Annotated in this window: 23 protein-coding genes and 1 pseudogene; 12 read left to right on the forward strand and 12 right to left on the reverse strand. The window is 72.2% G+C overall.

The genetic code is table 11. The annotated features are described in order from the left end of the window. Positions 1-78: 78 nt before the first annotated feature. From QFZ64_RS04240 to QFZ64_RS04250, 3 genes are all read left to right on the forward strand, one after another. Entirely contained in the window at positions 79-1,848 is a 1,770-nt protein-coding gene (locus tag QFZ64_RS04240) for a serine/threonine protein kinase (RefSeq protein WP_307062449.1), read from the forward strand. 107 nt (positions 1,849-1,955) lie between these two features. Beyond that, positions 1,956-2,381, forward strand: a complete 426-nt coding sequence (locus tag QFZ64_RS04245) for an SsgA family sporulation/cell division regulator (protein WP_307062452.1) — start codon at positions 1,956-1,958, stop codon at positions 2,379-2,381. Positions 2,382-2,545: 164 nt separating this feature from the next. Then, on the forward strand, positions 2,546-2,935 hold the full coding sequence (locus QFZ64_RS04250; RefSeq protein ID WP_307062454.1) for a hypothetical protein: 390 nt from the start codon (positions 2,546-2,548) through the stop codon (positions 2,933-2,935). A gap of 131 nt (positions 2,936-3,066) precedes the next feature. Here QFZ64_RS04250 and QFZ64_RS04255 read toward each other — a convergent pair whose 3' ends face one another. From QFZ64_RS04255 to QFZ64_RS04275, 5 genes are all read right to left on the reverse strand, one after another. Further along, entirely contained in the window at positions 3,067-4,050 is a 984-nt protein-coding gene (locus QFZ64_RS04255; RefSeq protein WP_307062456.1) for an aldo/keto reductase, read from the reverse strand. Between the two features lie 107 nt (positions 4,051-4,157). Continuing rightward, entirely contained in the window at positions 4,158-5,000 is an 843-nt protein-coding gene (locus QFZ64_RS04260; RefSeq protein WP_307062458.1) for a DUF1206 domain-containing protein, read from the reverse strand. Between the two features lie 99 nt (positions 5,001-5,099). Beyond that, positions 5,100-5,486, reverse strand: a complete 387-nt coding sequence (locus QFZ64_RS04265) for a hypothetical protein (protein ID WP_307062460.1) — start codon at positions 5,484-5,486, stop codon at positions 5,100-5,102. 91 nt (positions 5,487-5,577) lie between these two features. After that, positions 5,578-6,084 (reverse strand): DUF3662 domain-containing protein, encoded by a 507-nt coding sequence (locus tag QFZ64_RS04270; protein WP_373430545.1) that lies wholly within the window; start codon positions 6,082-6,084, stop codon positions 5,578-5,580. A 15-nt stretch (positions 6,085-6,099) separates the two neighbouring features. Then, a complete protein-coding gene (locus tag QFZ64_RS04275) occupies positions 6,100-6,270 on the reverse strand; it encodes a hypothetical protein (protein WP_307062462.1) in 171 nt (56 codons plus the stop codon). Between the two features lie 250 nt (positions 6,271-6,520). Between QFZ64_RS04275 and QFZ64_RS04280 the strand changes: the two genes are divergently transcribed. From QFZ64_RS04280 to QFZ64_RS04295, 4 genes are all read left to right on the forward strand, one after another. Beyond that, complete coding sequence (locus QFZ64_RS04280; protein ID WP_307062465.1) at positions 6,521-7,447, forward strand: MurR/RpiR family transcriptional regulator; 927 nt, start codon at positions 6,521-6,523, stop codon at positions 7,445-7,447. A 122-nt stretch (positions 7,448-7,569) separates the two neighbouring features. Beyond that, positions 7,570-7,950 carry a hypothetical protein gene (locus QFZ64_RS04285; RefSeq protein ID WP_307062467.1) on the forward strand — a complete coding sequence of 127 codons (381 nt, stop codon included), beginning with the start codon at positions 7,570-7,572 and terminating at the stop codon, positions 7,948-7,950. A 126-nt stretch (positions 7,951-8,076) separates the two neighbouring features. Next, complete coding sequence (locus QFZ64_RS04290; protein WP_307062469.1) at positions 8,077-10,557, forward strand: PP2C family protein-serine/threonine phosphatase; 2,481 nt, start codon at positions 8,077-8,079, stop codon at positions 10,555-10,557. Between the two features lie 157 nt (positions 10,558-10,714). Continuing rightward, positions 10,715-11,065 carry a DUF1232 domain-containing protein gene (locus QFZ64_RS04295; protein WP_307062471.1) on the forward strand — a complete coding sequence of 117 codons (351 nt, stop codon included), beginning with the start codon at positions 10,715-10,717 and terminating at the stop codon, positions 11,063-11,065. Between the two features lie 86 nt (positions 11,066-11,151). Here the strand turns inward: QFZ64_RS04295 and QFZ64_RS04300 are convergent, their stop codons facing one another. Next, entirely contained in the window at positions 11,152-12,339 is a 1,188-nt protein-coding gene (locus QFZ64_RS04300) for a spore photoproduct lyase family protein (RefSeq protein WP_307062473.1), read from the reverse strand. A 122-nt stretch (positions 12,340-12,461) separates the two neighbouring features. Between QFZ64_RS04300 and QFZ64_RS04305 the strand changes: the two genes are divergently transcribed. The 4 genes from QFZ64_RS04305 to QFZ64_RS04320 all read left to right on the forward strand — a co-directional run bounded on the left by QFZ64_RS04305 (position 12,462) and on the right by QFZ64_RS04320 (position 16,081). Continuing rightward, positions 12,462-12,818 carry a hypothetical protein gene (locus QFZ64_RS04305; RefSeq protein ID WP_040895288.1) on the forward strand — a complete coding sequence of 119 codons (357 nt, stop codon included), beginning with the start codon at positions 12,462-12,464 and terminating at the stop codon, positions 12,816-12,818. Between the two features lie 185 nt (positions 12,819-13,003). Next, on the forward strand, positions 13,004-14,698 hold the full coding sequence (ctaD, locus tag QFZ64_RS04310; RefSeq protein WP_307062478.1) for a cytochrome c oxidase subunit I: 1,695 nt from the start codon (positions 13,004-13,006) through the stop codon (positions 14,696-14,698). Further along, positions 14,691-15,065, forward strand: a complete 375-nt coding sequence (locus QFZ64_RS04315; RefSeq protein WP_307062480.1) for a cytochrome C oxidase subunit I — start codon at positions 14,691-14,693, stop codon at positions 15,063-15,065. The genes ctaD and QFZ64_RS04315 overlap by 8 nt, the downstream gene beginning before the upstream one ends. A gap of 290 nt (positions 15,066-15,355) precedes the next feature. After that, positions 15,356-16,081: a hypothetical protein gene (locus QFZ64_RS04320; protein WP_307062482.1), complete on the forward strand. Its 726-nt coding sequence runs from the start codon at positions 15,356-15,358 to the stop codon at positions 16,079-16,081. A gap of 822 nt (positions 16,082-16,903) precedes the next feature. On the opposite strand, the gene QFZ64_RS04325 is transcribed toward QFZ64_RS04320, so the two are convergent. Further along, complete coding sequence (locus QFZ64_RS04325) at positions 16,904-17,503, reverse strand: hypothetical protein (RefSeq protein ID WP_307062484.1); 600 nt, start codon at positions 17,501-17,503, stop codon at positions 16,904-16,906. Between the two features lie 116 nt (positions 17,504-17,619). On the opposite strand from QFZ64_RS04325, the gene QFZ64_RS04330 reads away from it, so the two are divergent. Beyond that, the gene (locus QFZ64_RS04330) at positions 17,620-17,859 is read left to right on the forward strand and encodes a hypothetical protein (RefSeq protein ID WP_307062486.1); all 240 of its coding nucleotides are present in this window, start codon (positions 17,620-17,622) and stop codon (positions 17,857-17,859) included. Between the two features lie 29 nt (positions 17,860-17,888). Here the strand turns inward: QFZ64_RS04330 and QFZ64_RS04335 are convergent, their stop codons facing one another. From QFZ64_RS04335 to QFZ64_RS04360, 5 genes and pseudogenes are all read right to left on the reverse strand, one after another. After that, complete coding sequence (locus QFZ64_RS04335) at positions 17,889-18,170, reverse strand: hypothetical protein (protein ID WP_307062488.1); 282 nt, start codon at positions 18,168-18,170, stop codon at positions 17,889-17,891. A gap of 375 nt (positions 18,171-18,545) precedes the next feature. Beyond that, positions 18,546-19,713: pseudogene (locus QFZ64_RS04345) on the reverse strand (cytochrome P450). Between the two features lie 635 nt (positions 19,714-20,348). Then, positions 20,349-21,977 carry an NAD(P)/FAD-dependent oxidoreductase gene (locus tag QFZ64_RS04350; RefSeq protein ID WP_307062492.1) on the reverse strand — a complete coding sequence of 543 codons (1,629 nt, stop codon included), beginning with the start codon at positions 21,975-21,977 and terminating at the stop codon, positions 20,349-20,351. A gap of 70 nt (positions 21,978-22,047) precedes the next feature. Beyond that, complete coding sequence (locus QFZ64_RS04355; protein WP_307062494.1) at positions 22,048-22,524, reverse strand: SRPBCC family protein; 477 nt, start codon at positions 22,522-22,524, stop codon at positions 22,048-22,050. A 113-nt stretch (positions 22,525-22,637) separates the two neighbouring features. Continuing rightward, positions 22,638-23,510 carry an SDR family oxidoreductase gene (locus QFZ64_RS04360; RefSeq protein WP_307062496.1) on the reverse strand — a complete coding sequence of 291 codons (873 nt, stop codon included), beginning with the start codon at positions 23,508-23,510 and terminating at the stop codon, positions 22,638-22,640. Positions 23,511-23,697: the final 187 nt, after the last annotated feature.

Below are 23,697 nucleotides of genomic sequence, written 5' to 3' on the forward strand. Positions count from 1 at the left end.
GGTCACTTTGAACACCCGCCACCGCACTCTCCGTACCACCGTGGGACGCGGATCTCCGGTGTGCGGTGAGGGATGGCGATGGGCCACGAGCGGTTCTCGGCACGAGAGTTGATCGCCGGGCGGTACCGGCCGGGCGAGACCGTCCAGCACGAGGAGGGGCGCCTCGTCGTGCGCGGCGAGGACACCGGGAGCGGAGGGGAGGTGCTCCTCGTCCGGTCCCGGCCGGCCGCGCACCCGCGCGCCGACACGCCACCGCGCACGGTGGACCGGGTGATGCGCGAGACGGCGGAGATGGAACAGGCCTGCCCCGGCCGGATCGCCCACGTCCTCGACGTCGTGGAGAACGTCGAGGTCGAGAAGGAGGGGTGGGAGGAAGGCGCCGGTACGCCCGGTGAGGACGTCCGGCGGACGATGCTCACAGTGCTGCGTCCCGTCGACGGCGTGCCGCTCGCACAGCTGCTCGGCCGGGGGCCGATGCCTCCCGTGCGTGCCGCCCGGATCGGGCTCGCGCTCCTCGACGTCCTGCGGGCCGCGCACCGGCGGGGCATCACCCACGGGGACCTCAGTCCCGGGCAGGTGTTCGTACGCGCGGACGGCGGGGTGGTGCTGACCGGCTTCGGGCTCCTCGGCTCCGCACCGGGCCGGCGGGTCACCGCGCCCTCGTACGCGGCGCCCGAGCAGACGCGCGGGGAGTGCGCGGGGCCGTCGGCCGACCTGTGGTCGCTCGGGGCGTTGCTCTACGCGATGGTGGAGGGCCGCCCGCCGTTCCATGACCGCGGCGAGGCGGCGGCGACCCTGCGCGGGGTGGCACGGCTGCCGCTGCGCCCCCCGGCGAAGGCCGGCCCGCTCGCCCCGGCCGTCACCGGACTGCTGCGGCGCAGCCCGTTGGAGCGGGTGCCGGAGGAGGCCGTCCGCAGGAACCTGACGCGGATTCTGCACGCGGACCCCGAGACGGGCCCCGAGGCGGACACGTACCCCGGGGAGGCCTCGCTCGGGAACTCGGTGTTCTCCGGGGAGGTGCCGGAGGGATGGGGGCCGCGGCCCGGTGAGCGGGGTCTCCCGTCCGGGGTGCCGCGGGCCCGCGGCGGACGCTCGCCACGGCGTCCCGCACTGCTCGGGGCGGCGCTCGCCGTGGTCGCGTCCTCGGTCGCCGTGTACGCCACGCGGGGCGGCTCCGGTGACGAGGGCGCCGTCGTCCCGCGGACCGCACCCACCGTGTCCCGCCCGGCGGCGGTGATGCCGGGCGGAGAGGCGGCCCGCACCCCCTTCCCCGCCCCGTCGGCCCCGTCCGCCTCGCCGGCGCCGTCGGCCCCGGGCGCCATGTCCGCCCCGCCCTCCCGTCCGCCGGGCGACGCGGCCGGGGGCTTCGTGCGGCAGCGGGCGCCCGAGGGTTTCTCCGTCGACCTGCCCACGGGTTGGCGGCGGGTGTCCGAGGACCGGCGCGTCGACGGCTCGTACCGCGTGACCTTCGGCACGAGCGGCGACCCGCGCACCCTGGTGGTCACGCACAGCCTGCGGCTCGACGCGGACCCGGCGGCGAACTGGGCCGCCCTGGAGCCCGCCCTGCGCCGCTCGTACGTCGGCTACCGGCGGCTCGGCCCGGTCACGGCGGTGACCTACCGGGGGCGCCCGGGCGCCGACATCCGGTGGCTGGCGATCGACGGCGGCACCCGCACCCTCACCTTCGGCCGCGGTTTCCTCCTCGACGAGCCCGACGCCTCCGACGGCGTCGACGGCCACTCCGGCTACTCGCTGCGCTGGACGACGCCGCGCACGGCGTACGACGACTCCGTCAACAGGCGGACGCTGGACCGGATTCTGCGCACCTTCCGCTTCCCCGACGGCTGAGGGACGAGTGAGGACACCGCGCGCACCGAATCACTCGTCTGGTTGAGCATCTCCGGCCCATCGCGGGTACTAGGGGTCTCTACCGCCTTTCGTCGCTGGAGCGCTTCATGATCTCGTCGGTGCACAAGACTCTGGTCATGGAACTCATGTCGGGCTTGTCCGGCCGGTTCCCGGTGTTGACCCATCTGGAGTACGACGCCACGGACCCCTTCGCCGTGACCGCCTCGTTCAGCCACGAGGGCCGGCTGCTGGCCCAGTGGAGACTCGACCGGCGGATGCTGGCCGAGGGACTGCTCGGGCCGGTGGGTGAGGGGGACGTCCGGCTGTGTCCGCAGTCCACCGGGGTGTGGCACGAGTTGCGTCTGGAACTCTTCGGCGACGCGCATCCCGACGGGGGGCGGCACCACGCGGTGATCCTCGCCTGGGCACCGGCCGTGGCCTCGTTCCTGGAGGAGACGTACGAGGTGGTCGCGCCGGGCAGCGAGACGGTGAGCGTCGACGACTTCCTCTCCGAGGTCATCGGCAACGCCTGAGGACCCGACGCCAGGTCAATCGCCGTGCGGGTTCTGCCCGTTGTCACGAAGGTGTGACGAACATTCGTGCGTCAAAGGTGGAGAGCGGGGTAGGCGGAGCGGTACACCCTTCCGTGGGGGGCTTTGCGGCCCCGTTGTCAGTGCCGTCCGCCAGAATGGTGATCATGCTCCGAGTCGTCCGTGACCCACGTCCACCGATCAGCCCACGCGACACCGACGTACTGCGTCTGATCGCGACGCAGCGCGCCCCCGTCATGCTCACCGTGTACGCGGACGGGCGGCGACGGTACGGGTACTGGCGTGCCGTCACGGACGCCGCGGGGCGGGGCGGCTGTCAGGTGGCGCTGCCGACGGAGGAGTGCGAGGAACTGCTCGCGGCGGGGCGGATAGCCCTGGGCGAGCCTGTGACGGACCGGGCGCGGACGGTGTACCCAGTGCGGGCGGTGGAGCGCCCCCGGCGGTACGCCGCGCCCGCGACCCCGGCGGTACCGGTTGCCCCGAGGGTTCCCTCGGTGGCCGCGGTGACGACGCGCCGCACCGCGCTGACGGCCTGACAGCGCTGCCGAATCCCGACACGCCCCCCGGCCGGGAGCCGGCGAGAACGCACGGCTCCCGACGCCCCGCAGGAACGCGGGAGGGGTTCCCGACGCCCCGCTCCGCGGGGACGCGGGGAACCGCACGCGTACTACCAGCGGCCCTCGACCTGCGCCTTGATGCGCCGGTCGTAGAGATCGCCGATCGCCCGCAGCGTCTCCTCGGACAGCTCCGGGAGGTGGCCGGCCGCCGCGTTGGCCCGGGCCTGGTCCGCCGAGCGGGCGCCGGGGATGACCGTCGTCACGCCGGGCTGCTGGATGATCCACGCCAGCGCCGTCTGCGCCGGGGTGAATCCCTCGGGGGCCAGCGCCGCGAACTCCGCCGCCGCCTCCACGCCCGTGCCGAAGTCGACGCCGGCGAACGTCTCACCCTGGTCGAAGGCCTCGCCGTGCCGGTTGAACGTCCGGTGGTCGTTCTCGCCGAAGACCGTGTCCTTCGTGTACCGGCCCGACAGCAGCCCGGAGGCGAGCGGCACCCGGGCGATGATGCCGACGCCGGCCTCCCGGGCCGCGGGCAGCACCTCCCGCAGCGGCTTCATGCGGAACGGGTTGAGAATGATCTGCACGCTCGCCACGTTCGGCCGGGCGATCGCCGTCAGTGCCTCCGCGCAGGTCTCGACGCTCACGCCGTACGAGGCGATCCGGCCCTCGTCGACCAGGGTGTCCAGCGCGTCGAACACCTCGTCGGAGGAGTAGACGGGCGTCGGCGGGCAGTGGAGCTGCACCAGGTCGACGCGGTCGACACCGAGGTTGCGGCGGGAACGGTCGTTCCAGGCGCGGAAGTTGTCGAGTACGTAGTTCTCGGGGATCTGGTCCACCCGGCGGCCCATCTTGGTGGCCACCGTCACGTGCAGATCGGGCCGCCCCAGCAGGAACGCCGCGATCGTCTGTTCACTGCGGCCGTCGCCGTAGACGTCGGCGGTGTCGAAGAAGGTCACGCCGGACTCGGCGGCGGCCTCCAGCACTTCGTGGGCGTCCTTCTCGTCGACGTCCCCCCAGTCGGCGCCCAGCTGCCACGTGCCCAGCCCGACGACCGACGCGTGCTGACCCGACCTGCGGAATTCGCGCTCATCCATGGTGCCAGTCTCGCACCGCCCTCCGGGGCGCCGTCGCACCGCCCTGCCGGACGGACGATGCCGCCCGCCGGTTCACCCGGCGGACGGCGTGCGCGGCGTCCCGTCGTTCACACCCTGCGCCAGCGGGCCATGGCGAAGGAGAAGAGACCGAACAGGACGAAGCCCGCGGCCACGCACACCAGGAGCCACGGCCCGGCCGGAGTGTGGGCGAACGAGCGCAGGGTGTCGTCGAGCCCCTTCGCCTTGTCCGGCTCGTAGGCGACGGCAGCCCGTACGGCGAAGACGCCGGCGGCCGCGAAGACGAGCCCGCGGGCCGCTCCGCCGCCGACGCCGGTGACGTCCACCGCCCGCCGCGTCCGCCGGGACATCTGCCCGAGCTTCAGCTTGTCGTGATACTTGCGCATCACCGCGCGGACGCCGATCCAGACCCCGGCGGCGGCGATGCCGACCCCGGCCAGGCCCACGATCCACTGGCCCCCCGGCATCCGCAGCACCTCGGCCGTCATGTCCTTGGACTGCTTGTCGCCGGAACCACCGCCGCGGCCACCGCGGGAGCCGGCCGCGAAGAGCAGCACCGAGGAGGCGACGAAACCGTAGAAGACGGCACGGCCGGCGGAGGCGAGGCGCTTGCGCGCCTTGCGGCCGTCCGGGCCGGGCGCGCCGAGGACCGCCTCGGACAGGCGCCACAGGGCCATGCCGACAAGACCGACGGCCAGCGCCCACAGGACGACCGAGCCGAAGGGTTTCTCCGCTATCTCGGCGAGCGCCCCGCCCCGGTCGGCCTGGCGGTGGCCGTCGCCGAAGGCGATCTGCAGGGCCAGTACGCCGACGAGCAGATAGATCACTCCGCGTGCGCCCAGTCCGGCCCGTGCCGCGCCCTCCGTCGCCGCACCGGTCGCCTCACGACCGGTGCGGGGCCCTCCCCGACCGGTCAACGTGCTGACATCCATCTCGACCTCCCGAGGTCCGCATGCCCCGGGTTCGGTGTACGACACCGGGGATCCGCGGACCCCCGGGCACACCGGCGGCCGACGACGGTGGGAGTGGCCTCAGGCCGCCCGGTTGCGCAGGCACAGTTCCAGTTCGACCTCCTGGTCCCCGGAGACGCGGCCCACCTCCTCGACCGCGAAGGTCTCCGCCAGGGCTTCCCGCAAGCGGGAGACCGCCTGCGGTTCGCCCTGGACCTCGGCCTTCACGGAACCCGACAGCGGAGGCGTGCGGGGGGCGTCGGGAGCGCCGGCCGGGGCCGACGTGTCGAACGTCCCGGTCCACACGGTGGGCCGGGAGCCCTCCGTGTCGTGCGGCGGGGTGTCGTCAGCACCGCGGTCGGAATCGAAGTGCCGGCACAGCTCGGTGAACAGATGTCCGGCGTCCGTGGCCGAGCAGTCACTGAGGACCACCTGGACGTGCGGAGCGGACTGGGCGGGGGCGTTCACTGGTCGTTCGTCTCCCTCGTGCGTACTGGATGCCCCGGCTGCTGTCGGGGCGGGCGTGCGGGCGCGGGTGCCCGGTCCGGGCGGCGGGGTGCTACTCGGTGACGGAGGCGAACCCGTCGGCCCTCACGTGCGGCATGACCCGGCCGGCCACCCGGTAGCGGCCGTTGGGAACGCACCGTGCGCGCGTGATGTGCACGGTGAGCGGCCCCGCCCACTCGTAGCCGTTGAGTGCGCCGTGGCGTGCCAGCCGGTCGGTGAGCAGCATGCCCACCCGGTCGCCGACACCGGCGAGTTCCTCGTGGACCCCGGGGTCCAGTTCGACGGCGTAGGCGTTGGGCGCCAGGACGCGGTCCCTGCCGCACCGGACCACTTGACGGTCGCACTCGCGGCGCAGGGCGTCGAGCAGTTCGACGGGTTCCTTGGGGAAGACGTGTCCCAGCAGCCTGCGCTGGAACCGTTCCAGGGCCCTCTCCCAGCCGGTCGGCCCGGCCGTCCCGGCGGGTGGTGCGGTCGTCCCGGTGGCCGGGGCCGCCGTGCGGTCCCTGGCCTCCTCGGCCTCGTCGCCCTCCGTGCCGCGTCGTCGCGGAAGTGCGCTCACCGCTCGCACCCCGCCCTACCGCTCGGCCTCGAAGTCCTCGGGACGCACGTCGGCGTCCTCCAGGGCTTCGCGCATGGTGCGCCCCTCGGCCGCCTCCTGCTCCTGCCGGCGCGCGCCGTGCTCCCCCCGCTCCAGCACCTCGTCGGTGGTGTCGGTCTTCGGCCGGTTCTCCTCGGGGACCGTCATGGCCTACAGCTCCTCGTATGCGTATGTCCTCGTACGTTGTCCTCGTACGTTTCCTCGTACGTTTTTCTGCCTCGCTGCGGCGGGTTCCCTGATGACGGCGTTCGACGCCTCGCGCGTGCCGTCGGCCGGTCGCTCACCCTGTCCGGTATGTGGACGGTAAGTGGACGCAAGCTCCCTGGTCAGGACCTGCGGTGGACTATGTTGAGGGCCCGTGGGACGGGAACCCGTGGGACGTGAAGGAGGCGCACCGGTGCCATCGCCGCAGCAGGCTCGCGCTCAGGCATCCGCGATCACTGCGGGCAGCCCGGCACCGGCCGAGGACGCCTCCCCGACCTCGCGGCTGCGGGAACTGTTCGAGGGGCCGGGGCTGTCGCCGGCGCACCGGCGGATCGCGCAGTACCTGATCGAGCACCTCACGGAGGCGGCCTTCCTGTCCATCACCGATCTCGCCGAGCGGGTCGGGGTGAGCCAGCCCTCGGTGACCCGGTTCGCGGGGGCGGTCGGCTTCAGCGGGTATCCGGCGCTGCGCGAGCGGCTGCAGTCCCTCGCGCTCGGTTCCCTCGGCAACGGCACCCCGAGCGCCCCCGCCGAACAGCGTGGCAACGAACTCCAGGCGGCGGTCGACGCCGAGATCGAGAACCTGGAGAACCTGCGCCGGGACCTCACGGACCCCGGCCGGGTGATCGAGGTCGGCCGGGCGCTGTCGCGGTCGGCCCCGCTGACCGTGCTGGGCCTGCGGATCTCCGTGTCGCTCGCGGAGTACTTCGCCTACGCCGCCCGGCGCATCCACCCCGACGTCCGGCTGGTGACCCGGGGCGGCAGCGTCGCCTACGACGCCCTGCTGCAGTCGCGGGAGGCGGGCGGCACCTGGCTGCTGGCCTTCTCGCTGCCCCGGCACGCGCGGGAGACGCTCACCGCGCTGCGGGTCGCGCGCGGCGCGGGGCTGCGGGTGGCGCTGGTGACCGACCTGGCGCTCGGGCCGCTGGCCGAGGAGGCCGAGGAGGTCTTCGCCACCGGCACCGGCTCACGACTGGTGTTCGACTCCTACGCCGCGCCGGGGATGGTGGCGGCGGCGCTGCTGCAGGCGATGACGGACGCCGATCCCGAACGGACACAGGCCCGTCTGGAGGAGTACGAGCGGATCGCGGAGGAGCACCACTTCTTCCTGCGGGACTGAGGACCGCCGCGCCGACGCTCCCCCACGGCTCCGATCGTCCGAGCACTGGGCGCCGGGTATCCGACGCGGTGAATTTTTTCATGTTCTTGCATAACCGTCGGTATATATAAATACTCCTCCCCATGGCCCTGACGACCTACTCGCCGATCAGCACCGACTGGCCGTGCCAGGTGAAGACCCCGGGCAGCTACGACTGGGAGCGCTCGGCGGTCAAGTGGCTGCGGGAGCTGGTCCCCGCCCGCTACGGCAGCTACCCCGCGCTGCTCCGGCATCCGGTGCTGCTGGCCCGCCATGCGCAGATCCAGGTGCGGCACGAGATACGGGTGGCGCGCACCGCACTGCAGACCGCCCGGGCGGAGCTGCCGGCGCTGGGCCTGCCGGAATCGGTGATCGAACACACGATCAAGCTGTACGCCGCCGAGGTACTGCAGCTGCAGCACATCGCCCGCAGCGTCCGCGCGGTCAGTCTGGCCCTCGCCGACGCCGCCGGCGGTTCCCGCTGATCCGTCGCCGCTCGCCCGCCGTCCGTCGGCCCCGGTGCCGGCACCGACGTCGGCAGTGATCCGCTGCGCGGAGAACCCGAGCGCAGGGCCGTGATCGGACCGTCCCGGGTGTGACATGCTCGTCTGGTGACGAGCGAGTCCGCGCACCCCGAGCAGGCGAGCGCCGAACCCGGTGTGGTCGCCCTGGCCGGAGCGGTGGCCGTGCAGCGGGCCGAACTGGAACGGCTGCGCGCCACCACGGCCGCGGCTGCCGTTCTCGAGCGTGCCAAGGGCGCGGTGATGGCCCTCACCGGGTGTTCCGCGGAGGCCGCCCACGCGGAACTGCTCCGCCGCGCCGCGGCCGCCGGCCGCACGCTCGCCGACGAGTGCCGGATCACGCTCGGTGGCACGACCGGCGGCGGGCCCGTTCCCGCGCAGGCCGCGCCCTGCCCGCTCCCGGAACCGGCCGCGCCCGGCAGGGCCACGCACTTCCCCCTCTCATCCGCCGAAGGCGCCCCGGGCGCCGACGGGACCGGCACCCCGGCCGCGACCGCGGACGCCGAGCCCTTTGTCGGCACCGGCTCCGACGGCACCACCGACCCGGCCGCCGCCGCCGTCCTCGCGCGCATCGCCGATTCCCTGGCCGAGGTGTCCGGCCCGGAGGAGCTGGCCCACCGCCTGCGGGAACACCTGTCCGACGCCGTGGCGGCGGACGGCGTGCTGCTGTACGCCGGGCTGCCCGCGGGCGGGCTGCGGCTGGCCGGGCACGCGGGCGTCGCCGACCCCGTCGTCGCCCAGTGGCGGCACGTGCCACCACTCAGCGGCATCGCGGCCCTGGAAGCGATACACGCGCGGCGGCCCTACTGGCTGGACGGCTCCGAGGAGGAGAAGGCCTGGTCGCTGATCGGCACCCCGGAACACTGGCCCACCCGGGCCTGGCTGCCGGTGCTCACCGAGGGCGGGGCCACCGCCTCCCTGGGAATACTGCGGACCACGCCGTCCGCGTTCACGCCCGCCGCGAAGGCACTGCTGCGGGCGACGGCCCTGCTCTGCGCCGACCGGCTGCGCGACCTCCTCACCGTGCCGGACCACGCGGACGACCGGGTGCGGGACACCGTGCAGACGGTGTTCGACGCGCTGCCCGGCCCGGCCGTCCTCCTCCTCCCCCTGTACTCGGCCCCGGGCCGGGTGGAGGACTTCCGTATCGACGCGGCGGCCCCGCGCTCCGTCGACGTCGCCGGGCGTCGCGGGCGGGCCCTGATCGGGCTGCGGCTCCTGGAGTGCTACCCCGGCCTCGCCGACCGGCCGCTGTGGGAGGGGTACCTCCGGACGCTCGCCACCGGGGAGCCGTACGACAGCGAGCCCTTCGTGTACCGGGAGGTCGTGGAAGGCGTCCCGCGGAACTCGAGGTTCTCGGTGCGGGCCGTCCGGTTCGGCGCGGCGCTCGTGGTCACCTGGATCCGGCACGACTCCCCGGACCGTGAGGAGCAGCGCCTGGCGGAACTGCAGCGGCTGGGCAACCTCGGCTGGGCCGACTGGGACCTGGTCGGCGGGCGGGCCACCTGGTCCCCCCAGGTGTACGCCATCCTCGCCCGCGATCCGGCCCGCGGCCCCCTCTCGCTCACCGACCTCCCGGAGCACATCGCGCCCGACGACGCGCCCGCCCTGCGGCGCGGGGTGGACGAGCTGCTGACGAAGGGCCGTCCGCTCGACATCCCGTTCCGCGTCCGGACGGTCCGGGGCATGCGGCACCTGCGGCTCGTCGTCGAGCCGGTGACCGGCGCCGACGGCGTGCCGCTGGAGGCCCACGGCTTCCTGCAGGACCACACCGCGCAGCGCAGTGCCGAACTCGCCCTGGTGGAGAGCGAGCGCGCGATGCTGACCCAGCACGGCGCGCTGCTGGCCGAGCGCACGCTCGCCGACCGGCTGCAGCACACGCTGCTGCCGCTGCCGCGGCGCCCACTGGCCCTCGCCGGGCTGCGGGTCGACGTGGCCTACCGGCCGGCCCAGTCCGGCATCCATGTCGGCGGCGACTGGTTCAGCGCCATCGAGCTGCCCGACGGTTCCGCCCTGTTCGTGGTCGGCGACGTCGCCGGGCACGGCATAGACGCGGTCGCCACCATGGCCCAGCTCCGGTTCACCGCCAAGGGCATGATCATCACCGGTTCGACACTGACCGGCGCGCTGGTCCGGCTCAACGCGCTGCTGCTGCACACCCACGACGCCAAGACCACGGCGACGCTGGTGCTGGCGCGCTACGAGCCCGGCCGGCACCGGCTGGTCTGGGCGCAGGCGGGCCATCCGCCGCCGCTGCTGCTGCGCCGGGGCGAGGCCGGATATCTCGACCGGCCGGCGGGCGTGCTGCTCGGGGCGCGGCACGATCCGTCCTTCGCCGAGGCCGAGTTCCACCTGGAGCCCGGCGACCATCTGCTGTTCTACACCGACGGCCTGGTCGAACGGCCCATGGAGGGGCTGGACGTCGGCTTCGGCCGGCTCGCCCGGGCGGCCGCCGCCCTGCACGCGGAGGGTCCGGGCCCGCTGCGGCCGCTGCTGGACACGATGCTCGAAGGTGAACTGCGCGACGACGTCTGCGTGCTCGACATCCACCTGCCGGCAGACGTCGGCTGACCCTTCCGGGCCGTTCCCGGCCCCCGGCTCCCGACCCTTACGGGCCCTTCCTGTCCGTCCGGGGCGGTAACCGGCGCCCGGCGGGGAAAGTGCGGGGAGAGCGGGCCGTACGGACGGCCGCGGAACCGTCGGGAACGCGAGAGCACCGGGAAGTGGCATGGATACCAGCACCTGGACGCTGATCATCGTGGTCGCGCTCGTCTGCGCGGCCGTTCTCGGTGCCGCCGTCGCACTGCTGCTGCGGCTGGTGCGGACCCGTCGCGAGCTGCGGCGGGCGGGGCTGCCGACGGGGCCGCGGTGGGTGTTCTGGGGTGCCGTGCTCTATCTGGTCCTGCCGACCGATCTGCTGCCGGACCCGGTCTACCTGGACGACATCGGCGTACTGCTGCTGGCCCTGCGCTCGATGGGCGCACCGCTGCGGGCGGCGCGGCTCACCGGACGGCTCTCCCCTCGGGAGAAGGAACCGACGACCGCGGAGCGGATCGTTCCGCCGGACGCCGGGGCGTGACCGGGCGCGGCGGCCACCTCGCCGGAACGGGGCACCGTACTGCCTGACGGACGACGGACGCGTCCCGCGCCCCTCCCGCCCGCCGCTCAGAACGCGTAGCGGATGTCCAACCAGGGCGCGTGGCGGGCGACGAGTGAGCGCAGGGTGTCCACCGCCTCCCGCTTCACGCCGTTGCGGTACCGCACGTTGGTGTCGCCGTTCTGGGAGCGCTTGGGCTGCTGGATCCCGGGGGTCCACAGCAGTTCCTCGGCGCGCGGGTGCCAGCCGAGGTTGACCTCGTGCAGGGGCGCGTTGTGGGTGAGCATGATGACCTCGGCGCGGGCCTGCGCCTTGACCCGGGCCGGCAGGACGTCGTCCATGTGCGTCAGCAGTTCCGCCCAGGCCTGCCGCCAGCCGGGCCGGATCACCACGGGCGAGAGGTTGAAGTGGACCTCGTACCCGGCGTCGAGGAAGTCGCCGGCGGCGGCGATCCGCCGGGCGACCGGGCTGGTGCGCACGTCGAGCACCCGGGAGTCGTCCGGCGGCATCACCGAGAAGCGGATCCGGGTCCGCCCGCGCGGGTCCAGCGCCAGCAGGTCGGGGTTGACGAACTTGGTGGCGAAGGACGCCTTGGCGGTGGGCCAGCGGCGGAAGGCACGCACCAGGTCGGCGGTGTTGTCGCAGACGAGGGCGTCGACCGAGCAGTCGCCGTTCTCCCCGATGTCGTACACCCACGCCTCGGGGTCGCACTGGTTCGGCTCCGTCTTGCGTCCCTGCGCGGCGATGTGGCGGCCGAGGTGGGCGATGGTCCGCTCGATGTCGGTGAAGACGGTGATGGGGTTGGCGTAGCCCTTGCGGCGCGGCACGTAGCAGTAGGCGCAGGACATGGCGCAGCCGTTGGACGGGCCGGGGGCGATCCAGTCGGCCGAGCGGCCGTTGGGCCGCGTCACCGGCTTCCGGCGGACGCCGAGGACGAGTGTCTCGCGCTTGACGCGCACCCACCGTTCGACGTTGCCCTCGTTGCCGTGCAGGTGCGGGATGCGCCAGTGCGAGTCGACCTCCGTCACCCGGGCGTCGGGGAAGCGGGCCAGGATCTGCCGGCCGCGCGGGGAGGCGGCCGCGGCGGGCTCGGCGTGGATCTCCCGGACGGCGAGCATGCGCCGGGCCTCTGGCGAGTCACGGAAGGGGGCGCCGCCCGCCGGGGTCTCCGAGGCCGCCGGGGGCCCCGGAAGCTCGTCGAGGCCGAACAGCGCGTCGGGGTCCCCGGCGGACGGCCGGGGTACGGGGGTACTCATCGTCACGCTCCGGGACCGGCTGGGGGGTGCGGCAGAGGCAGTGAAATCGACATGTCGACTTCACTGCCTCCAGGGTACGAGGCCCCGTCCCCCGTACGGCTTCCTGCCCCTACGCTTCCCCCATGAAGCAGACGGAGATCATCCTGCGGGCCATCGGCGTCCTGACCGAGACGAACGCCCTGACACGCCGGATCGCCCAGGACCAGGACGCGGAGCTGGACCCGGCGGAGAGCCAGCTCGGCTCGCTGGTGACGGAGGTCTTCCCGACGGTGGAGGTCCCCGCGGACGCGGGGCCCACGGAGGCCGGGCAGGCGGTCGCGGACGCGTACCTGCCGGCGGCCATCTCCTTGGTCGGGGCGTTCGCCTTCCTGTTCTCCGAACTGGCGGACGTCCACGACGCGGGCCGGACGGACGTCACGACGGCGTCGCTGCTGCAGGACCTGGCGCTGCGGCTGTCCCGCGCCACGGACGAGTCCTAGGGGCGACTCGGCCGGGGCCCGTATTACTGGGCCTTTCGGGTGGTTTTCCGGCGCCGGGGCATCCATTGGGAGCAATGGGACCCCGGCGCCCACGGAACGCGCAGGAAGATGCGGAGGTGGCGTCCGGGGCCCCGTCCCGGTGCGCCTGCGCAGGTCTCCTGGCGTCCCACGAGAGCAAGCAGCCGATGACACACACCGCAGAAGCCGGGCAGGGCACAACCGTCCCGGGCGAGTCCGCCGCTCCCCGTCCGCGTCCCGGCGCCGTGGTGGTGAAGTGGCTGACGACGACCGATCACAAGACCATCGGTTCCCTCTACCTGATCTCCTCGTTCGTCTTCTTCCTGCTCGGCGGAGTGATGGCGCTGTTCATCCGCGTCGAACTGGCGCGCCCCGGGCTTCAGTTCCTCTCCAACGAGCAGTACAACCAGGCGTTCACGATGCACGGCACCGTGATGCTGCTGATGTTCGCGACCCCGCTGTTCGCCGGGTTCACCAACTGGATCATGCCGCTGCAGATCGGCGCGCCCGACGTGGCGTTCCCCCGGCTGAACATGTTGGCCTACTGGTTCTACCTGTTCGGTTCGCTCATCGCGGTCGGCGGCTTCTTCACCCCCGACGGGGCCGCCTCGTTCGGCTGGTTCGCCTACAGCCCGCTGAACGACATGGTCCACTCGCCCGGCGTCGGCCACGACATGTGGATCATGGGGCTCGGTCTGTCGGGCTTCGGCACCATCCTCGGCGCGGTCAACTTCATCACCACGATCACCTGCCTGCGGGCCCCCGGCATGACGATGTTCCGGCTGCCCATCTTCACCTGGAACGTGCTGCTGACGAGTGTGCTGGTGCTCCTCGCCTTCCCTGTGCTGGCCGCCGCGCTGCTCACCCTGGAGGCCGACCGCCGGTTCGGCGCGCACGTCTTCGAGGGCGCCAACGGAGGGCCCCTGCTGTGGCAGCACCTGTTCTGGTTCTTCGGGCATCCGGAGGTGTACATCATCGCGCTGCCGTTCTTCGGCATCGTGACGGAGGTGATCCCGGTGTTCGCCCGCAAACCGATCTTCGGTTACATGGGCCTGGTGGGCGCCACCATCTCGATCACCGGACTGTCGGTCAGCGTGTGGGCGCACCACATGTTCGTCACCGGCGGGGTGCTCCTGCCGTTCTTCTCGTTCATGAGCTTCCTGATCGCGGTGCCGACCGGGGTGAAGTTCTTCAACTGGCTCGGCACGATGTGGAAGGGCTCCCTGACCTTCGAGACACCGATGCTGTGGGTGACGGGCTTCCTCGTCACCTTCCTCTTCGGCGGCCTGACCGGGGTCCTCCTCGCCTCTCCCCCGCTGGACTTCGAGGTGTCGGACTCCTACTTCGTCGTCGCGCACTTCCATTACGTCGTCTTCGGCACCGTCGTCTTCGCGATGTTCGCCGGATTCCACTTCTGGTGGCCCAAGTTCACCGGCAAGATGCTCGACGAGCGGCTGGGGAAGATGTCGTTCTGGATGCTGTTCGTGGGCTTCCACACCACGTTCCTGATCCAGCACTGGCTGGGCGTGGAGGGCATGCCGCGCCGGTACGCCGACTACCTCGCGGCCGACGGCTTCACCTGGCTCAACACCATCTCCACCATCGGTTCGTTCCTGCTCGGCGCGTCGATGCTGCCGTTCCTCTACAACGTCTGGCGCACGGCCCAGTACGGCAGGCCGGTGGGCGTGCCCGACCCGTGGGGGTTCGGTCGTTCGCTGGAGTGGGCGACCTCCTGCCCGCCGCCGCGGCACAACTTCGAATGTCTGCCGCTGATCCGCTCCGAGTCCCCCGCCTTCGACCTGCACCACCGCGACATCGCCGCGCAGGAGATCGAGCCCGAGACCGGCCGCCCCCGTGTCTGAGCGGAGCACGGAGGGGGACACGAGGCCGGGCCCGGCGCGCGACGACGGGCCCGGCCTCGTCAACCAGGTCGAGGGGTATCTGCTGTGGCAGGCGCGGGTGGCCGAGGCGGAGGACCGCGCCCGCGCCTTCGTCGCCCCCCTGGACTGGCTGACCGAGGGGCAGCGGGCCGAGATCGAGGACCGGTACACCGGCGACTGCCTGACCCGGGCCCGGGACGATCTGCGGCGCATCGCCCAGCGCATCACCGTCATCCGCCAGGAGTACGAGGAGCGTTACCGTCTGCTGCGCGTGCGGTGCGTCACCGCGGCGGTCTCGTTCACGGCCCTGGCCCTGGCCGCCGCCGCCGTACTGCGGTGCCTGCCTTGAGGGCGTACGACGCCGGCGCCGGACGGACAGGGCCGGCCCCGATGCGGATGGTGGGCCGGCCCCGTTCGCCGGGATCATTGTGAGCCCGGCACACGGGTCCGGGGCAAGAGGTGTGCCACGACGTTCCCGTCACCGGTTCCTTCTGCGAACCCCGCCTGAGCATCGACTGACTCGTACCGTTCGCCAACAGGCGGCCCAGTGAGGCGAATCATCCTTCCGCTCGTTGATGCACTCACGCGGGCCCCAACTCTGGTTAATCCGTTGAGTGATTGAGCTGCTACCTTCCGTCTATGTTCTCTGTGGACAGGCGAGCCGCCGAGAGCCTTCGGGTCGAGGTGACTGACACGCTGGCCTACTGGACGGTTCTTGCCGGGCCCACCTTGACGGTTGTCGAGGCCCACCAGGGCCCCTCCACCACCCAGGTCTACTACCGGCCCTCACACCCCAGGCGAGTGGAAGCGGTGCGCGCCATCGCCGCCAAGTTTCAGTTCGACCTCACCGGCGGCCGGATCCGCGCCCACGCCCCCGACGACGATATGGCCGACCGGATCCGCGCGGGCGTCGGCTCGGTACCCGTCCCCGCGGGACGCTGCCACGAGATGAACAACGTCCGCGTCGACGGGCACGGCTGCCCGATCTACAACCGTTGCTTCTCCTGCACCTTCTACACCACCGACTTCACCCACCTGCCCGAGCTACGCCAACTGCGCGCCGGGAAGGCGGAGCAGCTCGCCGCGCTGGAGAGCGCCTGCGGCAGCGTGCTCACCGCAGGGCCCTTGAGCGCGGCGAACCTGGAGCCGCTGCGCCGGGAGATCCAGCAGATCGACGAACTCGTGGGCAAATGCGAGGCCGACATCGGCTCCCTGACTCACGAGGAACGGGCCACGGTGGAGTCCTGGCTCCACACCAGGGACCGGTTCCTCGCCGTCATCCCAGTAGCGGCGGTTCTGGCCGGACGGCAGCGTCTGGACGAGCCATCCGTCGACCCGATCCTCACCGAATCGACGACGGGATGACGCGCCTGGCCGCCCCGCGCACGCAGCCAGGTCGGGCGCCGATCCCCGCCAGCCGGGTCGAGGTCCTCGATGCCGGCAGGGCGGCCGCGGTTCGACGGCGCCGTGCCGACAGCGAACAGTGCCGACAGCGGGTCCTTAACGTGCTGGCCGCGATGCGCAAGAGCCGCCAGGCCCTCTCCGACGCGGAGATCACCCAGCGGGCCGCCGTCAACCCGCAGTACCTTCAGCGTCACCGGGACCTCAAAGCGGAAGCCGAGGCCGTCCGCGCCCACCTCGCCCAAGACGGGCCGCGGGCGGCGGCAGCAGCGACCGCCCGCAAGGAGGCGGCCCTCGAAATCGAGAACCGCATGCTCCTTGAACAGAACGCCGCCCTGCAACTGACCCTTCGCGACGTCCAGAACGAGCTGCGCACGCTACGCGCCCACGAACTGGGCGCCCCGCCTCCGCGACGGCCTGGAAGTCCGCCCGCTGCGCGACAGGGAGATTCAGGAACTGCGCGAGCAACGAGACGCAGCACTCGCGGCCCGTCGCCAAGCAGAGACCGCCCCGCAGGCACTCCGCAACGTCAACCAGCGGCTGATGGTCGAGAACAGCCGGCTGATCACCACAGATGGTTCGGAACCAACGCGGGCAGCCGCCGTCCCCCGCAAACCGCCCGGCCCTTGAGAAGCCGGTCTTCACATCGCGGGGATCTTCCTCTGGTCTGCCTGCTGATCCGAACGAGACCCTAGGGGCATGGGGTGACCACTGGGCGCGCCAGTTGATCAGCTTTGTCGTGCCGACCTACCGGTCACATGCCTGCCAAGCGCTGTCGGAGATCGTCTACATACGCGTCCGCCACTTCAACGGGTCCCTGCCAGGGGGGCCTTGATCGTAGATTCCCAGCCTCTCGGTGGGGACGGCTTCGCCTGGAAGCTCCACTGTTTGAAAGGTCCAGAACTGGTTCTCGCCGGCGCGGTCTGCCAGGCCGACCCGGTGCTTGTGACCGTCCCAGAGCACGGTGACGAATTTGTCGCTGCGTGGTGCCGGCCAGATCCTTCCGTCGCCGGCCTCCCATTGGGTCTGACCCTTCTGGCCCCAGCCGATCAGGCCCAGGTCGTCCGGACCGTACGTGATGGTGCTCTCGTTCCTGGGCCCGGCGTGGAGGGTGTACGCGGAGCGGATGTCCCTGTTGGCGTTGACCAGACACCAGGCTTCATCGAACGAGCGTCTCTCCCTGTCGTCGAAGAACCAGACCTCACCCCTCGTGTTCTTCACGGGGCCGACGGCCAGGTGCTGGTCATTCGTGTGGCTGTAGGAGCCTCCTCCTGCCATGTGACTGGCATCCACGTAGGTGGTGCCCCCGGACGCGGCGGACAGGCACACCCCGGTCTGCCTGTTGATGATGCGGAAGAACTTAGCTGTCGGAAATCCGTACCCCATGCCACTCCTAGTGATTATCTAGTAGCTCTAAGTAACTGTTGGATGGTAGCAAGCATCCTCGCCGCTGCGCTCCGCATCCAGGCGGAGCGGTAGGCCCCGCGAGGCGGGGGGTCATCATGAGCCGGAGTAACCTGGCCACCGGTCCGGCTCCGCGCCCGAGCCTGCGCGAGTACGGCGACGTCGCCGGCCCGCACACCCAGCTCACCTTCGCCGGCGCCCTGGCACACCAGCTCACCACCCCGGCCGGAGTCCTCGGCTTCACCCCCCACAAGCAGTGCGGTCCCACGATGCGGCAAGTCACTCGCCGCCGTGCTGACCGCACGCGGCCCCCGGTGTCCGGCTCTCGGTCGGCATGACCATCACCGAACAGATCCACCAGGCGGTGCTACAGGGCGCCGCCTCGGCTCTGCGCGGTGGGCGTGATGAGAGGTCGGGCCTGGGGGGAATACCGTCCGGCAGTGCGATGCCAATCGCAATTTCCGCGGATCATGGTGCGCATCACGTCTGTGTACGCGTGGACAGCGGTGCGTTCGGATGCCGTGAGGTCCAGGCTGCTACACAGGGCCGGGATCTGGCGGTCGTGGTGGAGGAAGCGCTGTACGGCGGTGTCCGCCTCTTGGATGATCTGGGTGATGGCCTGCGTTCTTGGGAGGTTCTGCTCGCGCATGCGGCCAGCCCATCAGGTCGTAGGTGAGATGGAGGTCTTCGGCCCCGATGTCGGGGTAGAAGTAGGCGGCGAGGTCCGCCACGTGCGAGGACAGGTACCGTCCGGCCGCCTCGTCGCCGGTTACCGCTCCCCGGTTGCGGGCCCAGTCCAGGTTGCACTCACGTGCCGCCGCCAGGTGCGGGTTCACCCGGACCGGGAAGGGCACCGAGAATTCCATATCTCGCGGCATGGTTCCTCGCAATGGGGCTGTCCGGCATTTCCGGCTCGGATACGCCGTGGTTGTAAAAGGTCTTCAATCCCGCTCGGAAAGTCCGATGAGATGCGCCGGTCGGTGCTGTGGTGGCGGGGACCGACCTCACGGGATGGCAGCACCCTTCAGCGCAGTGCGCCGGGTGTCCGTTCAGTGATGTGCATCAGGAGGCGTTTGGGGCGAAGCGTTGCGCTGCCGAGCTGGGGTCGGCTGTCGGTTCCGGCGGCGGGGTGGAGTTCCCAACGTGCGGTGATGGTGGCCAGGGCCAGGGCAGATTCGGTGAGGCCGAAGTGGTCGCCGATGCACTTGCGTGCGCCGCCGCCGAAGGAAAAGAAGGCGTCGCGCGGCCCGGTGCCGGCCGGGGCCGTGGTCCATCTGTCCGGGTGGAAGCGCTCCGCGTCGGGGTATGTGTCGGGGCGGTGGTGGATGAGGTAGGGGCTGTACACGATCGTGGTGCCGGCCGCGATCACATGGTCACCGAGTCGGGTGTCGTGGGTGGTGATCCGGGTGCTGAGCGGGACCGGAGGGTACAGGCGCAGGGTCTCCCGGACGATGCTGGCGGTCAGAGGCAGTTGGGGGGAGGTCGTCGTAGGCGGCGGGTCGCCCGGCGAGGACGGCGTCGGCTTCCGCGCGCAGGCGTTGTTCAACGTCTGCGTGGCGAGACAGCAGATGCAGGGCCCAGGCGAGGGTGGTAGCAGTGGTCTCAACACTGGCAACGAAGAACGAAACAGCCTGGTCGATCAGTTCAGTGTCCGACGGTCCTGGTTCATCGCCGGCTGCGTCTTCGGCGCCCATCAGGAGGGACAGAAGATCCTCACCGCCGCCGTTGTCCCGGCCCGGGGCGGCGAGGCGGTCGGTGACCGCAGTGGTGACGGTGCGCCGAAGGCGGCTACTCGCCCGCTGGTAGCGGCGGTGGGCAGCCGGTCCAGGGCCGCCGGCAGGAACATACGCCGGAAAATCCCGGTGACCACCACCCTCAGATCGTCCGACACGCGGGCCATGGCCTGCGGGCTCACTGATGTGCTGAACATGGTCGCGAGCAGGACTCTCGCAGTGATCTTCTCCATCTCGGCCGGTATGTCGACGACCTGGCCATCGCGCCAGGCCCCGGTGACCGCGGCGATCTGCCGGGTCATGACCTCGGCCTGCGCGGCCCGATGGCCCGGGTGGAAGGCGGGCTGCGTCAGTCGCCGCTGCCGCCGGTGCTGATCGTGCGGGCAGGTCAGCACGCTGTTGCCAAGGACTTCCCGGTTCGGTCGTAGAGGCTGCCTCCCTTGTCGAACACCTGATCACTGACCAGCATGTGCCGGGTGAGCTCAGGGTCGCAGACCACGATCGCGCGGTGCGGACCGATCCGGACCCGTACGAGATCTCCCTGGGCGGGTAAAGCCTTGAGGAACCTCAGAGGATCACGAACCAGCGCGAGGGCATGGCCGACCAGCGGCCATACTCCGGGAGCCTCGGGAAGGGAATCCGTCCTGACCACAGGCCTCTCCCTCCGCAGCGGGCGACTCGACATCAGCAGCGAGGAAACGCCCTTCAGCAAACGTCACGTAAGGCAAATGCTGACGTACAGAACGTCATATCTCAACGGTGCAACCGAGGCTGACGTGGCCGTGAGACTTGGCGCCGGGGCGTACGCCTGATGACGGGCAGTCTCGGGCTGCAACAACGGCGGCGCTGCGGGAACACCACCCCGCGGCGCCGCGGCCGCGTCAGGTCAACTCACCCCCGTGTCCCGGTCAGGTTCCCCGCAGCTGCCCGAAATCGGAGTTCGACCGGAGACCTTCCCAGTCCGTCGACGCATCAACTCACAGGTTGCCCGCGATCTGAGCTGCGACGATGGCCACGTCCGGTGCACAGAAGGAGCCGCACCCTGGAACACCGCAGCACACCCCGAGCGCGCCGCGCGCGCTCCCGGACGCGGTTCAGTCCGCCCGCTCGATCGTTCCCTTGCGGTTGCGCCGGGTCAGTACGCGTTCGACGCGGGCCAGCGGCGGGGAGGAGTGCCGGCGCAGCGCCGCGCGCGCGGCGTTCGCGCCCGGGGCGCCGTGCACCCCGCCCCCCGGGTGGGCGCTCGCGGAGGCCAGATACAGCCGTCCGACCGGGGTCTCCGCGCGGCCCGAGCCGGGAATCGGGCGGAAGAAGAGCTGCTGGTGCATGGCGGTGGTGCCGCCGTTGATGGCGCCGTCCTGGAGGTTGGCGTCCATCGACTGCAGGGTCGGCGGGGCCAGGATGCGCCGGGCGCGGATCAGGGAACGGAACCCGGGGGCGAACCGCTCCACGTGGCGTTCGACGCGGTCCGCCATGATCCGCTGCTCCCTGTCGTCCCAGGCGCCCGTCAAGCCCTCGTCGCCCGCGTCGCCCGTGACCAGGTGCGGTACATGGGTGTAGGCCCAGGCGGACTCGGTGCCCTCGGGTGAGCGCGGCGGATCGCTGGTCGTCATCTGGCCGAACACGGTGAACGGCCGGTCCGGGACGAGCTTCCGGGCGATCTGGGCGGCGAACCGGGTCAACTCGTCGACGCCGTCCGCGAGATGCACGGTGCCCGCAAGGGACGCCGCCTCCTGCGCCCAGGGCACGGGGCCGTCCAGCGCCCAGTCGACCTTGAAGGTGGCGAAGTCCCACTGGAACCGCCGCAGGTCGTCCATGAGCTGGGCGGGCAGGTGCTCGGGCTCCACCAGCCCGCCGTAGAGCGCGGGCGCCGGCACGTCGGCCAGTACGGCATGGCGGGCCGCCACCGTCTCCCCGCCGGCCGTCCGCACCGCGACCGCCCGGCCGCCACGGACGACGATCCGTTCGGCGCGTTCCCCGCACCTGAGGGTGCCGCCGCGCTCGCGCAGTCTGCGCACCAGTGCTTCGGTGAGGGCGCCCGAGCCGCCGGACGGCACCGGGAAGCCGTACGTCTGCCCGAGCATCGTCATCAGCCAGCCGAAGCCGCCGCTGCCCGCGGACTCGGGGGCGAGGTCGGCGTGCAGGGCGTTGCCCGCCAGCAGCAGCCGTCCGCCCTCGCCGCGGAACTCCTCCTCCCCCAGCCGGCGCACCGGCAGCACCAGGGAGCGGGCCAGCCGCAGGCCGCCCGCGGCGCGCAGCCGCAGCGCGAGCCTGGCGCCCGCGCGCACCGGCGGGAACGGGGTGAACAGGGCGTCCAGCAGGTCGGGGCGGACGTGCTCCCACACCGAGTGCAGCTCGCGCCATGAGTCCCCGTCGCCGTCGGCGAAGGTGTCCAGGGAGGTGGCGGTGTCGTCGACGTCGCGGCCCAGCACCGCGCACCTGCCGTCGCTGCGGGGGTGGGCCAGCACCCGGGGCGCGTGGGCCCAGCGCAGCCCGTACCGCTCCAGCTCCAGCCCCCCGATGGCCGGTGAGGCGGCGGCCAGCGGGTAGAACGAGCTGAACAGGTCGTTGACGAAGTCGGGGTGCACGCCTCTGTCGTGGCGCACGGCGCCGCCGGGCTCGTCCTGCTCCTCCAGAACCTCCACGCTCCAGCCGGCGTCGGCGAGGAGATTGGCGGCGACCAGCCCGTTGGGGCCCGCGCCGATCACCACAGCGTCGGGCACGACCGCCTCCTCGTCCGCGCCGTCGCGCGGCTCGTCGTCCGGCTCGTCGCCGGGTTCGTCGCTGTACGGGTCATGAGATCGCCGGCTTGACGACGCGGGTGCCGTCGATCGCGTCGCCGGTCTCCTCGCAGACCTTCGCCAGCCTGGCCAGCATCGCGCGGTGGCGGAGCTGGATGACCGTCTCCACGGCCATGTTGTGCACCGCCCGGCCGGCGCCCCGCAGGGGGTGCTCGTCGACGATCACCAGGGTGTACTCGCCCCAGGAGCGCAGCTCGATGGCGATGCGGGCGGTGCCCAGCGGCCCGGCGTGCGCCTCCAGTTCCAGGACGCTGCCCTCGACGCACCGCCGTACGACCGTCTCGTTGTGGAACGTCAGCGGGCCGAGGCGGACCTCGTACCCGATGGCGGAGTCCAGTTCGGGCCAGTCACCGCGCACGGGCGTGGAGGACGACGTCCCGACGACCCAGTCGGCGTACCGGGTGCCGTCGGCCAGTACGGTCCAGACGTTCTCGGGGGCGGTTTCGATCAGCCGGTGGCGTACGGCCACGGACACCTCCGCCGGGCTCGGGTGTGCTGGTGGCACACGGTGGTCGGGGGGCGGGTTCCCGCGCGGCCGTCGTTGAACCACGCGGGGTGCGCAGGGCCGCGGGGGGCGTGGTGTCACTCGGTCGCGGCGCGGTCGGCGCGGCCGCCGCCGCCCAGCGGGCCGGTGGGGCGTACGTCCTCGTGGGCGGCGGTCCGGGGCAGTTGCCGGCGCGTGGCGCGGAGCACGACCGGGGGTAGCGCCCCGCGTACCAGTTGCACCGCGCGCAGCCACCTCGGTACGTACACGGCGGTGCGCCGGCGTTCGACGGCGTCGGCCAGGCGGACGGCGACCCCGGGGGCCGACGAGATCCGGTGGGCCGGCGGCGGCATGTGGGCGCGCAGTTCGCGCAGGGCGGCGTGCCGCTCGCCGTCCCGGATCATGTCGGTGTCGGTCCAGCCCAGGTAGGCGATGCCCACCGCCACGCCGTGGTGGGCCAGTTCGGCGCGCAGGGAGTGTGCGAGGGCCTCGACGCCGGCCTTGGAGGAGCAGTAGGCGCTCATCATGGGGGCCGCGCCGATCGAGGCCAGCGAGCCGATCTGGAGGTGGTAGCCGGCGGTGCGCAGCAGATCGGGGAGGAAGGCGTGGGCGGTGTGGGCGCTGCCGGTGAGGTTGACGTCGATGATGCGCCGCCATTGGGCGGGGTCGGTGTCGACGAAGGCCCCTGCCTCGGCGACGGCGGCGTTGGCTACGACGGCGGAGGGCGGGCCGAGGCGGCGCCGGATCTCCTCGGCGGCCGCCTCCAGGGACGCGAGGTCGGTGACGTCCACCTCGCGGGCGAGGGCGGGGGTGGGCAGTTCGGCGGCCAGCCGTTGCAGTGCGTCTCCCTCGTGGCCGAGGAGTGCGAGGCGCGCGCCGCGGCGGGCGAGCTCGCGGGCGAGCTCGGCGCCGATGCCGCGGGCGGCGCCGGTCACCACGACCGTGCGGTCGGTGAGGGGGCTGTGTGCCACGGTGTCTCCCGGAGGGCCGGTGTCATCGGCCCTCCGGGTGTCCGGGTACGGCGAGGGGTAACCGGGGGTGGGGGTGGAGGTCGTCGGCGGGGGCGCTTTTCCCCGCCCCCGCCGCCCCTGCCCCTCCCGGGTCCGGGGGCTCCGCCCCCGGACCCCCGAAGGTGCGACCCGCGGACCTGCGGACTCC

The organism is Streptomyces sp. B3I8, assembly GCF_030816915.1.
Lineage (GTDB): Bacteria > Actinomycetota > Actinomycetes > Streptomycetales > Streptomycetaceae > Streptomyces.

What these genes read in the sequence shown, in the direction of transcription:
- QFZ64_RS04240 (WP_307062449.1), top strand. Translation starts at nt 79, where the DNA reads ATGGGCCACGAGCGGTTCTCGGCACGAGAGTTGATCGCCGGGCGGTAC.
- QFZ64_RS04245 (WP_307062452.1), top strand. Translation starts at nt 1,956, where the DNA reads ATGATCTCGTCGGTGCACAAGACTCTGGTCATGGAACTCATGTCGGGC.
- QFZ64_RS04250 (WP_307062454.1), top strand. Translation starts at nt 2,546, where the DNA reads ATGCTCCGAGTCGTCCGTGACCCACGTCCACCGATCAGCCCACGCGAC.
- QFZ64_RS04255 (WP_307062456.1), bottom strand. Translation starts at nt 4,050, where the DNA reads ATGGATGAGCGCGAATTCCGCAGGTCGGGTCAGCACGCGTCGGTCGTC.
- QFZ64_RS04260 (WP_307062458.1), bottom strand. Translation starts at nt 5,000, where the DNA reads ATGGATGTCAGCACGTTGACCGGTCGGGGAGGGCCCCGCACCGGTCGT.
- QFZ64_RS04275 (WP_307062462.1), bottom strand. Translation starts at nt 6,270, where the DNA reads ATGACGGTCCCCGAGGAGAACCGGCCGAAGACCGACACCACCGACGAG.
- QFZ64_RS04285 (WP_307062467.1), top strand. Translation starts at nt 7,570, where the DNA reads ATGGCCCTGACGACCTACTCGCCGATCAGCACCGACTGGCCGTGCCAG.
- QFZ64_RS04295 (WP_307062471.1), top strand. Translation starts at nt 10,715, where the DNA reads ATGGATACCAGCACCTGGACGCTGATCATCGTGGTCGCGCTCGTCTGC.
- QFZ64_RS04300 (WP_307062473.1), bottom strand. Translation starts at nt 12,339, where the DNA reads ATGAGTACCCCCGTACCCCGGCCGTCCGCCGGGGACCCCGACGCGCTG.
- QFZ64_RS04305 (WP_040895288.1), top strand. Translation starts at nt 12,462, where the DNA reads ATGAAGCAGACGGAGATCATCCTGCGGGCCATCGGCGTCCTGACCGAG.
- ctaD (WP_307062478.1), top strand. Translation starts at nt 13,004, where the DNA reads ATGACACACACCGCAGAAGCCGGGCAGGGCACAACCGTCCCGGGCGAG.
- QFZ64_RS04320 (WP_307062482.1), top strand. Translation starts at nt 15,356, where the DNA reads ATGTTCTCTGTGGACAGGCGAGCCGCCGAGAGCCTTCGGGTCGAGGTG.
- QFZ64_RS04325 (WP_307062484.1), bottom strand. Translation starts at nt 17,503, where the DNA reads ATGGGGTACGGATTTCCGACAGCTAAGTTCTTCCGCATCATCAACAGG.
- QFZ64_RS04330 (WP_307062486.1), top strand. Translation starts at nt 17,620, where the DNA reads ATGAGCCGGAGTAACCTGGCCACCGGTCCGGCTCCGCGCCCGAGCCTG.
- QFZ64_RS04335 (WP_307062488.1), bottom strand. Translation starts at nt 18,170, where the DNA reads ATGCGCGAGCAGAACCTCCCAAGAACGCAGGCCATCACCCAGATCATC.